The organism is Cellvibrio sp. pealriver (assembly GCF_001183545.1).
Lineage (GTDB): Bacteria > Pseudomonadota > Gammaproteobacteria > Pseudomonadales > Cellvibrionaceae > Cellvibrio.
Map to the genome: position 1 here is coordinate 2,593,153 of NZ_KQ236688.1, position 14,386 is coordinate 2,607,538.

The window sequence follows — 14,386 nt, forward strand, 5'->3', positions numbered from 1 at the left end:
TTGCCAGTTGTGAAGATTTGATCTGTGCCTGCGTTTTTTTTATTAGCTGTCACTCAAGTGCGTGGCGTATATTAACTCCTTTGTCTGTATGGAGAAGCGCATGAGCCACTTTGTGGACGAAGACCACAGCGTCTATAAAACCCTGCTGGAATCGACTAAAGCCATTCCCTGGAAAATTGACTGGAGCACGCTCACTTTTTCTTACATAGGTCCGCAAATCAAGCAGCTGTTGGGCTGGGAGCCTGATAGTTGGGTGTCGGTGCAAGACTGGGCGGCACGTATGCATGAGGAAGACCGCGAGCGCGTGGTCAACTTTTGTGTGAGCCAATCCCAAGCCGGTGTTGACCACGAGGCGGATTATCGCGCGCTGACCAGTGACGGCCGCTTTGTGTGGATACGCGATGTGGTGCACGTGGTGCGCAACCAAGCGGGGGAAGTGGAATCGCTCATTGGTTTTATGTTTGATATCAGCGAGCGTAAACAGACCGAGCAAAAGCTGATTGATCTGCAAAAAGAGCTGGAAACCCTATCGTTTAAAGACGGCCTGACCGGTGTTGCCAACCGGCGCATGTTTGATTCGGTACTGGAAGTGGAATGGCTCAACGCCAAACGCACGCACCAACCTTTGTCGCTGGTGATGGTGGATATTGATTACTTCAAACAATACAACGACCACTACGGCCATCTGCAAGGTGATGATTGCCTTAAACGCGTCAGTCAGGCACTGACCGAATCGGCCGCGCGGGCGCGGGATTTTGTGGCGCGCTTTGGAGGGGAAGAGTTTGTGTTGGTATTGCCGGACAGTAACGCAGAAGCCGCATTGGCAGTTGCCGAGCGCTGCCGCAGCGCCATTCTTTCACTGCAGATCCCGCACGAGCAATCACACATCAACCAGTTGTTAAGCATCAGTCTGGGCGTGGGCACTGCAATACCGGAGCAGGGTGACTTGCTAACGGATTTTATTAATGAAGTGGATCGCCGCCTGTATCAAGCCAAACAAAATGGCCGCAATTGCATTGTTGCGGAAAGCGCCATTCGCACATAAACATCGTTGCTTTGCAGATAAACATCACTTCTTTGCACAAGGTGATACTTCCGCAACTGCAGGCAAACTGAGTGCTTATTGAACATAAAGCTGCTACCATTACCCTGTTATACCATTTGTTATAACAGAGTAATGGAGCACTTATGAAACTCAAAATCACCTCTATCGGCAATTCCGCTGGTGTCATCCTTCCTAAAGAGATTCTCGCGCGCCTGCGTTTAGCCAAAGGCGATGATGTTTACCTGCTGGAAACACCTGACGGCATCAAGCTCACCACCTTTGACCCTACCCTTGCGGAGCAAATGGAGGTGGCGGAGCAGATCATGCAGAAACGCCGCACTTTATTGCACAAATTGGCGCAATGAACTGGCGCAATAAAAAGGAGAAAGCATGATTATCTGGATCAGTAAACCACTGGCTTTAGCCATTCATGATCGCCAACTCGCAGAGCATGGTGGCGGAACGGGCGTGCGTGACGAAGGATTATTGGACTCAGCGCTGGCGCGCCCGCAACAACTGTTCACTTATGGCGATCCACCACCGGATTTAGCCGACTTGGCCGCGAGCCTGGCTTTCGGTGTCGCACGCAACCACCCCTTCGTCGATGGCAATAAACGCACCGCCGCTGTGGTCTGTGAAGTTTTCATTGAACTCAATAGCGGCAAACTTGAGGCCAGCGACCTTGAGCTTTATCCGCAATATATCGGTTTGGCCGACGGTTCATTGAGCGAAAAAGAGTTTGCCGATTGGCTTCGTGCGCGCATCAACATTGATACGCCGGGGCAGGTACAGGAAACAAAAGCGACTTATGGGTAAGCGGGTTCAAGACCCGCTTTTTTTGATCCCGGATTTATCGAACAGGCCAAAAGAACCGCAGCCATTCTGGTCGCCACGACAGGATCATACCGACGGATGGAGCAGTCGCGGCCAGCAGCATAATCCACACCAATACTGCCATGGACGGACGGTCTGCCATAAAGCAAAGTACTGCGGTGACTAACAAGCCGAGCCAACCCATTGCGCGCAATACTTTTGCCGGATGCACTGTGTTTCGCCCCGCCTGCACTTTTTTCCAATGTGCATCCATCGCCAGCGCCAACCAGGAAAAGCTGACCAGTGCCATGAGTGCGGCGAGTAATAACAAGAACGCAGTGTTAGCCATTTTTCACCTCCGCTGCCATATCAATACCGGCAACGACTGGCTCCTGTGCAGCACGGCGCGGGCTGTCGCTAACCGGTGCCAGTGCACGCTGCTTGAGTTTGCGCGCGGTCCACAAAGCGATAACGGCAGCCGCCAGCAGACTCAGGTCAACACCTGCGACTGCCCAGTAGGTATCGGTAAAAATGGTTTTGACCAGGTTGTCGCCCGTGGTCACCCAGTTGAGGATAACCGCTGCTACCGCGAGTACTGCTATCACCCAACATTGCTCGCGCCAAGCCGGATTATTCATCGCCTTGGCGACCGGCGCACTGCGCCAACCAGCGTGGATCAAGGCCAATAACCAAGCGCTCCAGAAGGCTTTCATTTCCCACTCGCCCTTGCCCGCCAGATCGGCCGGAAGCAGGCGGTTGGCCACCAGTATGGCAATCGCCGCAATCACCATGCCGGTCACGGTGGTGACGGCCAAGGCATCCACCAAACGCGCGCCTTGGCTGTTAAGTTTGGCGTGTTGCTGTTTGCGTTTTTCGACAAAGAAAATAAAACCGGTGGCGATACACACACAGCCGAGCAAACCGCCAATCACGTACAACCAGCGCAACATCCAATGCTCAAAATGCTGCAGGTGCAGACCGGTGAGGAATTCATTGATCTCAAAGACCGCGGCTTGAGGTGGCTCTTCACGCAGCACTTCGCCGGTGCTGGCCTTGAAGTGAATCGGCTCGCCGACCAAAGCAACGCGGTCGCTACCGGCGCGATAAATACTCACATAGCCGTTTTCATCGTTGAGGTGATCGGCAAATACATAACCCACCTCGCCCGCCATATCGCGCGCGGCCCAACGGCGCTTGGCTTCAACGATCATCGCATCTACCGACGCGATAGGCGCATACACACCGGCTGGCTCATGCGGCAAGCCGGTGCGCTCGGCATCCAGAATTTCATGCTGATCATGCAATGGCTTGAGCATGGTGTGGCTCACCGGCAAATAGATACCGGCAAAAATAATCAGACCTGTGAGCGCAAAAAAGAAGTGGAATGGCAGCGCCACTACGCCGCTCATGTTGTGCAAATCCAGCGTGCTGCGTTGGAGGCGTTTTTCGCGGCGGAAAGTGAAAAACTCTTTGAAAATCTTGCGATGCATAATCACACCGGTCACCAGTGCGGCCAGCATCATCAGCGCGGCAAAACCCACAATCCAGTAACCCAGATTATTCCAATGAAAATTCAGACTGTAGTGCATGGGGTAAAACCAGCCGCTGCCGATTTTTAACGCATCGTCAGGAATAGCCTCACCGGTGCGCGGGTCGATAGTCGCCCAACCGTGCACATGCAAATGGTCGTCAGCGGGATTTTTAGGTTTATTGGGGATACTGAATTCGCCACCAATCGCCAACACCGGATCGCGATGGGTGGTGTAGGCATAAAACGAAACCAACGGCATGGTTTTCGGATCGGGCAAATCGCCAATAACCCGCTCGGCAGTGGCAGCCATATCGACGGGGTGTGGTTCCATCTTTTTATACACATCCATCAGCAGGTTATCGAAGGATGGCATGGGCTGCGGCTCAAAGCGGGTTTTCGGGATCGCCCAGCGGTCAATCTCTCGGTCAAATACCGAGAGCGCCCCAAAGAAAAAACAGGCCATCAATACATAGCCCAACACCAAGCCAAACCAGGTGTGCACCCAGGTCATGGACACGCGAAAATTGTTATACATGGTTTATCTCCTACCCTATCCAACCAAGGAGCGCTGTAACAGCAGCGCCGCGCCAGTCATAAGAGCCGCACCGCCCGCCAACACAACCCAGACCTTTACCATGTTTTGTGCGGCAAATGCCCATAAAAACAGACAGAGAAACAGCAGGAAAGCCAGCAGCATCACGCCGTGTTCGGCCGCGTGCACACTCACCCCCAAGGCAGCCAACGCAGCAATACCAATGGCGCAAAAACCCCAGGTGAAGGCATAACCGCCTAGAACGCCTGCAGCGATACGATTAAGAATGGGAAGGGATTGATTCATCGAACAGTCCACGGATCAGTTGCCATAAGTGATTGCTGCATCCGTGCACAGGGTTTGCCCCTATTTCATGTGGCACATGTTTGCACAAATGATACTTATTATCAATTGGGAATATTTATAAGACGACAGGTTCAGGCATACTGGCAAACCCGACCATTGCAACGAAACCATCCCAGCGGAGGAAGAATACCCGTGGATCACTGCGCCCAGCCTCAACTACTCCCGATTGATGATGCCCTCACACGATTACTCGCACAGTTGGTTCCCGTGCAAGAACAGCAATCGGTAGCCCTGCTGGATGCGCTGGACCGTGTGCTCGCAAGCGATGTCATTGCACCGGTCAATGTACCTGCCGATGATAACTCCGCGATGGATGGTTACGCCCTGCGCGCGCAAGATTCACCGGGGCAGCTGCAACTGATTGGCGAATCACTCGCTGGCCACCCGTTTAGGAAGGAAATCAAGCAAGGTCAATGCGTGCGCATTATGACCGGCGCCTTAATACCTGCCGGAGCCGATACGGTGGTAATGCAGGAAAATGTTCTGGCCGATGGCGATAGCATTGTGCTGAATGAATCATCACCGCTTGGCAATAACATCCGCCGCGCCGGTGAAGATATTGCGCACGGCAGCAAGGTGCTCGCAGCTGGCCATCGCATTACGGCGTTGGATATAGGTTTGCTCGCTTCACTCGGTTTGGCGCAAGTAAAAGTCGTGCGCAATATCCGCGTTGCTTTGCTAACCACTGGCGATGAATTATTGCCCGCCGGTGCCGCACCTGAACTGGGGAAAATTTATGACAGCAACCGCCCATTGCTGCGTGCGCTGTTACAACGTTTACCGGTTGAATTGACCGATTTAGGCGTGATTCCCGACAACCCCGATGCATTGCGCAATGCATTTACGCAGGCGATGCAAACAGCGGATGTGGTGATTTCCACCGGCGGTGTTTCAGTGGGCGATGCGGATTACACCAAAGATATTCTCGCTGAGCTGGGCGAAATTGATTTTTGGAAAATTGCGATGAAACCGGGCAAACCTTTTGCGTTCGGCCGCTTGGGTAAGGGTTGGTTTTTTGGTTTACCGGGCAACCCGGTGTCAACCGCCGTTACTTATCACCAACTGGTCGTGCCAGCATTGCGCAAGTTGTCAGGTGAAACGCAAGAAGTCACAACACAAACGCAACCGGTACGCAGCGCTATCGCCCGTCATGCGTTAAAAAAACAACCGGGGCGCACCGATTTCCAGCGCGGCATTGTTGAATATCAAAATGGAATCTATTACGTGCGCAGCGCAGGCCTGCAAAACTCCGGCGTATTAACCGGCATGGCAAACGCGAATTGTTATATTCGCTTGGAAGCAGAACGTGGATCGGTTGCTGAAGGCGAGCAGGTTGAGATAATTCTGTTTGATTCGTTTATTGTTTGAAAAAAAGTGCCTGATAAAAATCGTTTGATAAAATGCGTTCGATAAAAAGCATTTAATACGAAAACTTTTAATACGAAAGCTTTTAATACAGCACCTGAAATGTCCCCAAAAAAATAAAAACCGCATCGAAAGTATCGATGCGGTTTTTTGTTTTAGTCACAATCTTTTTTAATAAGACACACTGTTAAGCAGGTTCAAGCGCAAAGGCCGCAAGGTCTGATGCATCCAAATACGACAAACGATCATAACCATTGGTCGCCAATGCCGAGACATAGACATGCTCCGCAAACGCCGCTTTGCCCCCCGCAACACAAACACCCAATAATTGCGCAGGCGAAAAACCTTCGCGATAAATACTGGCACTGTCGCGCGTGTAATTACCGGCATTGCCAATCACCATGCCACTGGCGTTGGTAAACCCTTGCTGGATGGCATCGTTACAGGTGCCTTTTTTCACCACAAAATTAAATGTCGCAAAATTGTGCGGGTGGTAGGCACGGAACGCGACTTCAATATCGGCATTGGGTGGATAAGGCACAAAGCCGCAGCAATCCGAACTGACCTCGCTGCCATTGACTTTGATTTTATAAACCGTCGCTTCACAGCGTTGATTATCCACGCGCGCTTTCATGGTAAACCCACGTGCGTTGGCACCATTCAGCAATAAATAATCATCCGCAGCATTAATCGATGGTGCAAAACTGGTGTAGTGCGGCACCTGGAAAATCTGTTTGGGAATGGCCGCCAATTTCACCCCATTAGCATCAAACAATTCCAATACAAATTCATACAGGCCGTCAGCAAATTGCGCAGAGTCCACACTCGCAGTAATGGTATTTTGATCCCACAGCGGGCTCAATTCCGTTGCATTCACCGGGCTGGATGACGGAAATGCTGGCGGAATAACATAAAGATCATCTTCACCATTGAGCGCGACTGGCCCCAACTTAAAGGTATTTTGGCCAAAATGTTTATGGCCCAGCGCATCAAAATATTCGTAGGTGTAGGCTTTGTGTAATGCCTGGCCTTTATGCAGCGATGCAAGCGCAGCCGCTGGTGCATTGGATAAATCGGCATTGCGCAACTGGCGATAACTCCAGCGATAGTAATACATGTCATTTGTGGGCAATCCGCTACCAAATTGCACCACAAAATTGAGCGTGCCACCAAACGGGCGGCGATAACTATCCAACGCGCTGCTGCCGCCACTCATAAACACATCGGTCAGACCGACGTGATTAAATAATTTCCCTTGAATAACTGAATACTGATCTTGCTGTTTAATGTGACTCACACTGGCACTGGAGCCGATGGTTTTGATCCACACAATATCGCCATCGATAATATCGTTGCATTCCCAACGCACGCGTGGATCAGTCACACGAATAGTGACCGCACTGCCGCACAGATAATCCCAATAGGTGTTACAGGGAACGGAGGGTTTGTATACGGTGGTCCACACACCGTCGATCAAATATTCCACCCAAAAATATAAATCAGGTTTGTCTCCGGTATTCCAATAACGGAAGGTGACATCGAATGCGCCGTTTAAATCGGTGTACGCCAATGCCACTTCATCGTAGCGATAAAAATACGGCCACAACCAGGGCACATGGCAAAAATACGGATGGAAAATCGCAAAATTTTCCACCAGCGTTTTGCGGATGGCCGCTGCATTGCCGGAATTTAATTGGTTAATAATCCTGGGCGATGACAACAATACCGATTGCACTTCACGCAATTCTTCCGGCGCATTTTCATTAGTCAAAACATTTTTAAGCGGCACAGACTGACGTGCGGCAAATTCAGAGGCTGCATCAAAACCAAAACGCCAAGGCAAATGTTGTGGAGGATCAAACTTTTCCGTTAACGAGCCCAATGGATTAAAAGGTTCAGGCTCTGGAAGGGGAAATGGCCACTCGGGATGGATCACCAATTCCGGAATTTTAATGATGATGTGATCCGGAATTTTTTCAACCAACAAGCGGATTCTGTCCACTTCACAAATATGTACGCGCGCATGGCAGATACCGCGATCTTGTGTAAGTGTACCGAGCGAGAAATTTTTAATCACGCGGCCGCGCACACGGCATGAGCGGCGCAACCATAACAGGGGATATTCATTGGGAATCAAAACCGGATTAATGACTCCCTCGCGATTCACATCCAATACCACTTCAAATGGATTGAACCGCTCCAACTCCGGCAGACCAGTAATGCCATCTATGGTTTTATCATCTGCCGGTACTACAAAAATTTTATACAGCCGCGGGTTATTGTCCGCTGTTTTGAATTCAATTGAATCGCCACGCAGCGCGGTTTTCTCTAACAGTTTTCCACTGCGCGAAAACAAAAAAGCGACGAGTGAGAGGTCTTGCGCGGGTTTTTCACTAAAGCGCAACGGAATCAGAATAGGTTTGGATGTGTTTTTCATGGGAAGATCCTTTTGAAAAATGGCGAACCCTGTATGACAAGGTGTGTGGCACAACTACCACTCACTTCATACTACGCCTCAAAACCAACATCCCTGTGTGTGAAAAGCAACAGGACGGATGTGAAAAATTCACACTCACACATTTACCCTAAAAATCACAAGTGCCGACTAATGAACCAAGTTCAAGCGCAAAAAAGGATCTCCGAACACCAGAAAACCAAAAGGCCGACCTGCCTCACCTATAGTCAATCCTTCCTTAGTCATAGCGTTATAAATTGACTTTATTGTTTTCCCATCTACATCCCAATAAGTTACCTCTGCTCCCAGCCCGGCTAATGAATCACTTTCAAATACGTAGGAGGCCATAGGGGAGTTCTGTTTCATTATCTGACCAATACTACAACTCACAGGGAGAATAAATTGCACCTTAGGGTGTATAGCTTCCACAAACGCGGAATCAATACAGTTTTCTGCACAAGGATAATGTAGCTCACTAGTTCCATGTGCATTCAAAAACATAAATTGATAAGAGTTGGAAGAAAGCTTTTCAGCGTAATTTGCTTGCCAAAGACTGGATTGCGCGTTATCTGAATAATTAGTAATACCTTCTACTATGGTTACATTAGCGCCTTGCTCAAAAAAGAAGTCTTTATCGATACTTTTTTCACTTTCAATCATTGCATCCGCAAGCAAGACACCATCGTTATAATTTATTTCTCCACGATAATAACTCAACAACCGCTGAAGATAAGAGGCAATGCTTGATTGTCGGGGCTTTATGACAGCAAGAATGACCTCACCGGAAAACCCAACGATATAGTTAACCCAATCCTTTGCATGATCGCCGGCCAAATTATCGTAAGGTGCCAAATATCGCTCTGCGGGGGAAGAATTTTCGATAGTAAATGCAGGTAAATCATAGCCGACAAAAACCACGTACTTTAAATTCGTTTCTGCATACTCTTGTTGTAATTTTTCTTTCAGCGTATTAGCAGATTCATTTTTGTTGATATGTATCGTTTTGATATTTAAGTTCGGATGCTGCTTGACCAACTCACTCTGCCAATCGTTTAGCAGCGCTAGCGCTTCCGTTTCTACATCATGATTGATTGCAATAATCAGTTTTTCGGCTTGTTCAGGAGCAGTGGTAATAGTTTCGCAATTGAAATAGCCAGTTGTTGTGAAGTCCTTATTTAATCCTGTTAAACAAAATTCATAACGGGTATCGGGTTGCAAGCCAGTCGCCACCCTCTCAACCAATTTGGGCTCTAACTTTTGCACGGTATGCAGCCAACTGGAATCGATTCCACTATGGACACTGAAGGGCTGATCGTTAGCACTAGCTATTGTCACATTTAAACTAGTGTAGTTCTTATATATCGGAGCCAAATTCAGTGATACCAACAGACTCGTATCTTCATGTTTTGGATAATGGCTGAGTTGCAGCACAGGAACATTCGTCAAATCCAAACTAGAACTAGAAGTGGAACTTGAAGTGGAACTTGAACTAGAACTAGAAGTGGAACTTGAACTGGAAGAGGTGGTGGAACTAGATGTAGATGATTGTGTGACACCATTGTTATTGTTGTTCCCCGAAGATCCTCCACCACCACAGCCAATAATTGCCAAGATCAGCAATAAAATAATGGTTATTGAGCTGAAACGATTACACATATTTAATTCCTTGTTTTTCTGTTGGTTTACCTAGGGGGTTAAAAAGCTGCCATTATTCATGAATTCCCCATAGCCGAGAACCATGTACTTGAAAGACTGTTTAATAAATATTGAGAAGCGCAGTAATCAAACGTCGAGAAATGTAAAACCCATTGCAGGCATATTCCCTGCATACTAGCCTGCAATTACATGCGTCATTTCTACAGGTGTACAAATTCAAACACCGGCTAAAGGCGCGCCTCTGCGTTAAATAATCAACTAATGGATGTTTTCATGCTTGCTTCTGTAAATCGCTTATCGCGCGGCCAGCGTTGGCTGTTGGGTTTGGTTGTTGTTGTGGTGCTGTTATTGGTGTGGTTTTTTGGCATTCGCACACCCGATAAAAAAGGAGCACCGCCACCTAACCCTTGGATGGGGCCAACGCCGGTGCATGTGGTGACAGTGGCAAAAAGCGATTTAAAAGTGCACGTAAAAGCGATTGGCAGTGTCAGCCCGTTAAATACCGTGACGGTTCGCCCGCGTGTGGGTGGGCCGATCCTGAGTGTGGAATTTACCGAAGGGCAATTTGTGAAAGCGGGTGATGTACTGGCAGAAATCGACCCCGCGCCTTATCAGGTAAAACTCCAACAAGCGCAAGGTGCGCTACAAGAGACCAAAGCCCAATTAAAAAATGCGGAAGATGATCTGGCGTTGTATGAGCAGTTACTGACGAAAAACTCCATCGCCAAACAACAATACGACAAACAAAAAGCCCTGGTAGACCAATTGCGCGGCACCTTAAAAAGTCACTCAGCACAACTGGAAGATGCGCGCTTGCAACTGTCGTACACTCGTATTACCGCCCCTATTGCCGGCCGCACCGGTTTGCGCAAAGTGGATGTGGGTAACTTGGTGAATGCCAACGACAGCAATGGCTTGGTCACTATTACCCAAACCCAACCAATTTCGGTGATTTTTACTATTCCAGAAAACCAATTGATCGCCGTGCGTGAGGCTCACAATGCCGCACTGGCGGCCAAGCAAGCCCTTGCGGTAGAAGCCTGGGACCGCAGTGAACGCAGCCTGTTATCTACCGGCAAACTGACCACGCTGGATAACCAGATCGACTCCGCCACTGGCACCCTGCGCTTGAAAGCGGAGTTCGCTAATAACGACGACAGCCTCTTCCCCAACCAATTCATCAATGCGCGCCTGCACCTGCAAACGCTGGACGGCGCGATCACTATTCCAACCGATGCAGTGCAATACGGCAGTAAAGGCACCTATGTGTACACCATTGATGACGGCAAAGCGCAGATGCGCCCCATCAAACTCGGCGCGGTAGAAGCCGACCGGATTGCGGTATTAGAGGGATTAAAAGAGGGCGAACACGTGGTGCTGGAAGGGATCGACCGCCTCTGGCCGGGTAAAGATGTGAAGGTGATTGAGTAACCTCCCCACGTCATCCCCGCGCAGCGGGGAACCATAAAGAACAAGACCTATGGACTCCCGCTACGCGGGAGTGACGATAGACTTACAGTAGAGAAACGCATGAACATCTCCCGCGCCTTTATCCTCCGCCCCGTCGCCACCTCGCTGGTGATGCTGGCGTTTTTGCTCGCCGGTTTGCTCGGTTATCGCCTGTTGCCGGTGGCCGCATTACCGCAGGTGGATTACCCGATCATCCAGATTTTTACCTTCAACCCCGGTGCCAGCCCCGATGTAATGGCGCGCACCGTGACTGCTCCGCTGGAGCGCAGCCTGGGGCAGATTCCCGGCGTAAAGCAGCTATCTTCCACCAGCTCCACCGGCGCATCCATCATCACCCTGCAATTTTTGCTGGAGGTGGATTTGGGCGTAGCCGAACAGGAAGTACAGGCAGCACTGAATACCGCCAGCAATTTGTTGCCCAATGACCTGCCTACCCCGCCGGTGTACCGCAAGGTGAATCCGGCCGATGCACCAATCATGACGCTCGCGGTCACCTCGGAAAGCTTGCCGTTGCCCGAGGTGTACGATCTGGTAAACACCCGCATGGCGCAGAAGATTGCCCAGCTGCCCGGCGTGGGTATGGTGACTCTGGCGGGCGGCCAGCGCCCGGCGATCCGTATCAAGGTCAACCCCAATGCCCTCGCCAATACCCAGCTGAGCCTTGAGCAAGTGCGCAATGCGGTGGTATCCGCCAACACCAACCAGCCCAAAGGCAGTTTTGATGGCGAATACCGCTCCACCATGCTCGATGCCAATGACCAAATCCGCTCGGCGCAGGAATATCGCGATTTGATTGTGAGCTATCGCGATGGCTCGCCACTGCGTTTGGGTGATGTCGCCACCGTGGAAGATGGTGCTGAAGACCGCTTTCTCGCCGCTTGGGCGAACAAGCAACCGGCGGTGCTGATTAACATCCAGCGCCAACCGGGTGCTAACGTGATTGATGTGGCGGACAGCATCGAAGAGCTGCTGCCCAAATTGATGGTGACCATGCCCGCTGCGGCAAAAATCGAGGTGCTGAGCGACCGTACCCACAGCATCCGCTCGTCCATCCGCGATGTGCAAAAAGAGCTGATCTTTGCGATCTTCCTCGTCGTCGCCGTAACCCTGGTGTTCTTGCGCTCTATTCCCGCGACCATAATCCCGAGCCTTGCCGTGCCGCTGTCGCTGATCGGCACCTTTGCGGTGATGTATTTCCTCGATTTCTCCATCAACAACCTGACGCTTATGGCGCTCACTATCGCCACCGGTTTTGTGGTGGACGATGCCATCGTGATGCTGGAAAACATCGCCCGCCATCGCGAACAGGGCGAAACACCGATGAATGCTGCACTTAAAGGTGCAGGCGAAATTGGTTTTACGCTGGTATCGCTCACCATTTCCCTGATCGCGGTATTGATTCCGTTGCTGTTTATGGGTGATTTGGTGGGGCGGCTATTTCAGGAGTTTGCGATTACGCTGGCAGTGGCAATCGGCATATCGCTGATCGTCTCGCTCACGCTCACGCCCATGATGTGCGCGCGCATGCTCAAGACCGCACCGGTGCACGATGAAAACAATCCGGACTTTCTGGACAAAGTGATCCGCCGCTACGGCGAATTGCTGGATACCGTGATGCAACACCAAACTGCCGCCATGGCAGTGATGCTCGGCACCATCGCACTCACCGCGGGCTTGTACCTTGTGGTGCCCAAGGGCTTCTTCCCGATCCAGGACAGCGGTGCGATTCAGGCGATCACTGAAGCGCCGCAGGACACCTCCTTCGCCGCCATGACCGAGCGCCAGCAGCAAATCGCCGAATTGATTCTGCAAGACCCGGATGTGGCGAGCATTTCGTCGTTTATCGGCGTGGATGGCAGCAATATCACCCTCAACTCGGGTCGTTTACTGATTAATTTGCAGCCCCATGGTGAGCGCGACGAACACGCCAGCGAGATTATCCGCCGCTTACAGGAGCGCATTGCGGGAATCAGCGGCATCACCGCCTGGTTCCAGCCGGTACAGGAGCTGAGTATCGAAGACCGCGTGAGCCGCACCCAATACCAGTTCACCCTGACTGCGCCGGAAATCGCCCTGCTGGATGAAACCTTGCCGCGCGTGCTGGAGCGCCTGCGTATGGAACCGGCACTGGCTGATGTGGCGGCTGATTTACAAACCCGCGGCCTGCAGGCCTATGTGGATATCGACCGCGATGCCGCCGCACGCCTCGGCGTGAGCGTGAGCAATATCGCCAGCAGTTTGCAAACGGCCTATGCCCAGCGGCAGATCGCCACCCTGTTCACCCAAGCCAACCAATACCGCGTGGTGCTGGAGGTAGACCCGGATTACGCCCAAGGCTTGAAGGCGCTGGAAAATACCTATGTCAGTTCCAGCAGCGGCCAGCCGGTGCTCTTGTCTACGCTCGCCAAAATCAGCCAGCGACCAACGCCTTTATTAATCAACCACCAAAGCCAATTTCCATCGACCACTATTTCTTTCAACCTTGCAGAGGATGCCTCGCTGGGTGAAGCCATCGATGCGATTGAAGCCGCCACTGCCGAACTGGATTTGCCCGCCGCCGTTGAATTGCGCTTTCAGGGCGCGGCCGAAGCGTTCCGCGCCTCGCTCAGCAATACCCTGTGGCTGGTGCTGGCTGCCGTGGTCACTATGTACATCGTACTGGGCGTGTTGTATGAGAGTTTTATCCATCCGGTAACGATTCTTTCCACCCTGCCTTCTGCCACCGTGGGTGCCCTGCTTGCGCTCTTGTTGACCGGGCAACCACTGGATTTGATTGCGGTGATCGGCGTGGTGTTGTTGATCGGATTGGTGAAAAAGAACGGCATTATGATGGTGGACTTTGCGCTCGACGCCCAACGCACACTGGGCATGAGCCCGCGCGAGGCGATCCATCGCGCGGCCTTGATGCGCTTCCGCCCGATTTTGATGACCACCCTCGCCGCCCTGTTTGGCGCGATCCCCCTAATGCTCGCCAGCGGCTCAGGCGCGGAACTGCGCCAGCCGTTAGGCTTGGTGATGGTGGGCGGATTGTTGGTGAGCCAGGTATTAACCCTGTTCACCACGCCGGTGGTGTATTTGTTTTTTGATCGCTGGGTAAATAAACCCGCGGCAACTCCACTCTCCGAGGAGGCACAAACGTAGGTTGGAGGTGAG

General features: G+C 51.3%; 11 protein-coding genes. 6 read left to right on the plus strand and 5 right to left on the minus strand.

The annotated features are described in order from the left end of the window. The first annotated feature begins 100 nt into the window (after nt 1-100). From VC28_RS11250 to VC28_RS11260, 3 genes are all read left to right on the plus strand, one after another. Entirely contained in the window at nt 101-1,045 is a 945-nt protein-coding gene (locus VC28_RS11250) for a GGDEF domain-containing protein (RefSeq protein WP_049630723.1), read from the plus strand. Between the two features lie 143 nt (nt 1,046-1,188). Next, a complete protein-coding gene (locus tag VC28_RS11255; protein WP_049630724.1) occupies nt 1,189-1,410 on the plus strand; it encodes an AbrB/MazE/SpoVT family DNA-binding domain-containing protein in 222 nt (73 codons plus the stop codon). A gap of 25 nt (nt 1,411-1,435) precedes the next feature. Then, nucleotides 1,436-1,861, plus strand: coding sequence for a type II toxin-antitoxin system death-on-curing family toxin (locus VC28_RS11260; RefSeq protein ID WP_049630725.1), 426 nt, complete (start codon nt 1,436-1,438; stop codon nt 1,859-1,861). A 34-nt stretch (nt 1,862-1,895) separates the two neighbouring features. Here VC28_RS11260 and VC28_RS11265 read toward each other — a convergent pair whose 3' ends face one another. The 3 genes from VC28_RS11265 to VC28_RS11275 are packed head-to-tail and all read right to left on the minus strand — an operon-like array spanning nt 1,896 to nt 4,227. Then, the gene (locus tag VC28_RS11265) at nt 1,896-2,207 is read right to left on the minus strand and encodes a DUF3325 domain-containing protein (RefSeq protein ID WP_049630726.1); all 312 of its coding nucleotides are present in this window, start codon (nt 2,205-2,207) and stop codon (nt 1,896-1,898) included. After that, on the minus strand, nt 2,200-3,924 hold the full coding sequence (locus VC28_RS11270; protein WP_049630727.1) for a PepSY-associated TM helix domain-containing protein: 1,725 nt from the start codon (nt 3,922-3,924) through the stop codon (nt 2,200-2,202). Before VC28_RS11270 ends, VC28_RS11265 begins: the two co-directional genes overlap by 8 nt. A gap of 15 nt (nt 3,925-3,939) precedes the next feature. Next, nucleotides 3,940-4,227 carry a hypothetical protein gene (locus VC28_RS11275; protein WP_049630728.1) on the minus strand — a complete coding sequence of 96 codons (288 nt, stop codon included), beginning with the start codon at nt 4,225-4,227 and terminating at the stop codon, nt 3,940-3,942. 192 nt (nt 4,228-4,419) lie between these two features. Here VC28_RS11275 and glp point away from each other — a divergent pair, with 192 nt between their 5' ends. After that, on the plus strand, nt 4,420-5,655 hold the full coding sequence (glp, locus tag VC28_RS11280; protein ID WP_049630729.1) for a molybdopterin molybdotransferase MoeA: 1,236 nt from the start codon (nt 4,420-4,422) through the stop codon (nt 5,653-5,655). Between the two features lie 184 nt (nt 5,656-5,839). Here the strand turns inward: glp and VC28_RS11285 are convergent, their stop codons facing one another. Together VC28_RS11285 and VC28_RS19850 are read right to left on the minus strand one after the other, a co-directional pair. After that, a complete protein-coding gene (locus VC28_RS11285) occupies nt 5,840-8,089 on the minus strand; it encodes a hypothetical protein (RefSeq protein WP_049630730.1) in 2,250 nt (749 codons plus the stop codon). Between the two features lie 168 nt (nt 8,090-8,257). Beyond that, nucleotides 8,258-9,763, minus strand: a complete 1,506-nt coding sequence (locus VC28_RS19850; protein ID WP_197085516.1) for a hypothetical protein — start codon at nt 9,761-9,763, stop codon at nt 8,258-8,260. Nucleotides 9,764-10,036: 273 nt separating this feature from the next. Here VC28_RS19850 and VC28_RS11300 point away from each other — a divergent pair, with 273 nt between their 5' ends. Beyond that, nucleotides 10,037-11,194, plus strand: a complete 1,158-nt coding sequence (locus VC28_RS11300; RefSeq protein WP_049630733.1) for an efflux RND transporter periplasmic adaptor subunit — start codon at nt 10,037-10,039, stop codon at nt 11,192-11,194. A 99-nt stretch (nt 11,195-11,293) separates the two neighbouring features. After that, nucleotides 11,294-14,374: a multidrug efflux RND transporter permease subunit gene (locus VC28_RS11305; protein ID WP_049630734.1), complete on the plus strand. Its 3,081-nt coding sequence runs from the start codon at nt 11,294-11,296 to the stop codon at nt 14,372-14,374. Nucleotides 14,375-14,386: the final 12 nt, after the last annotated feature.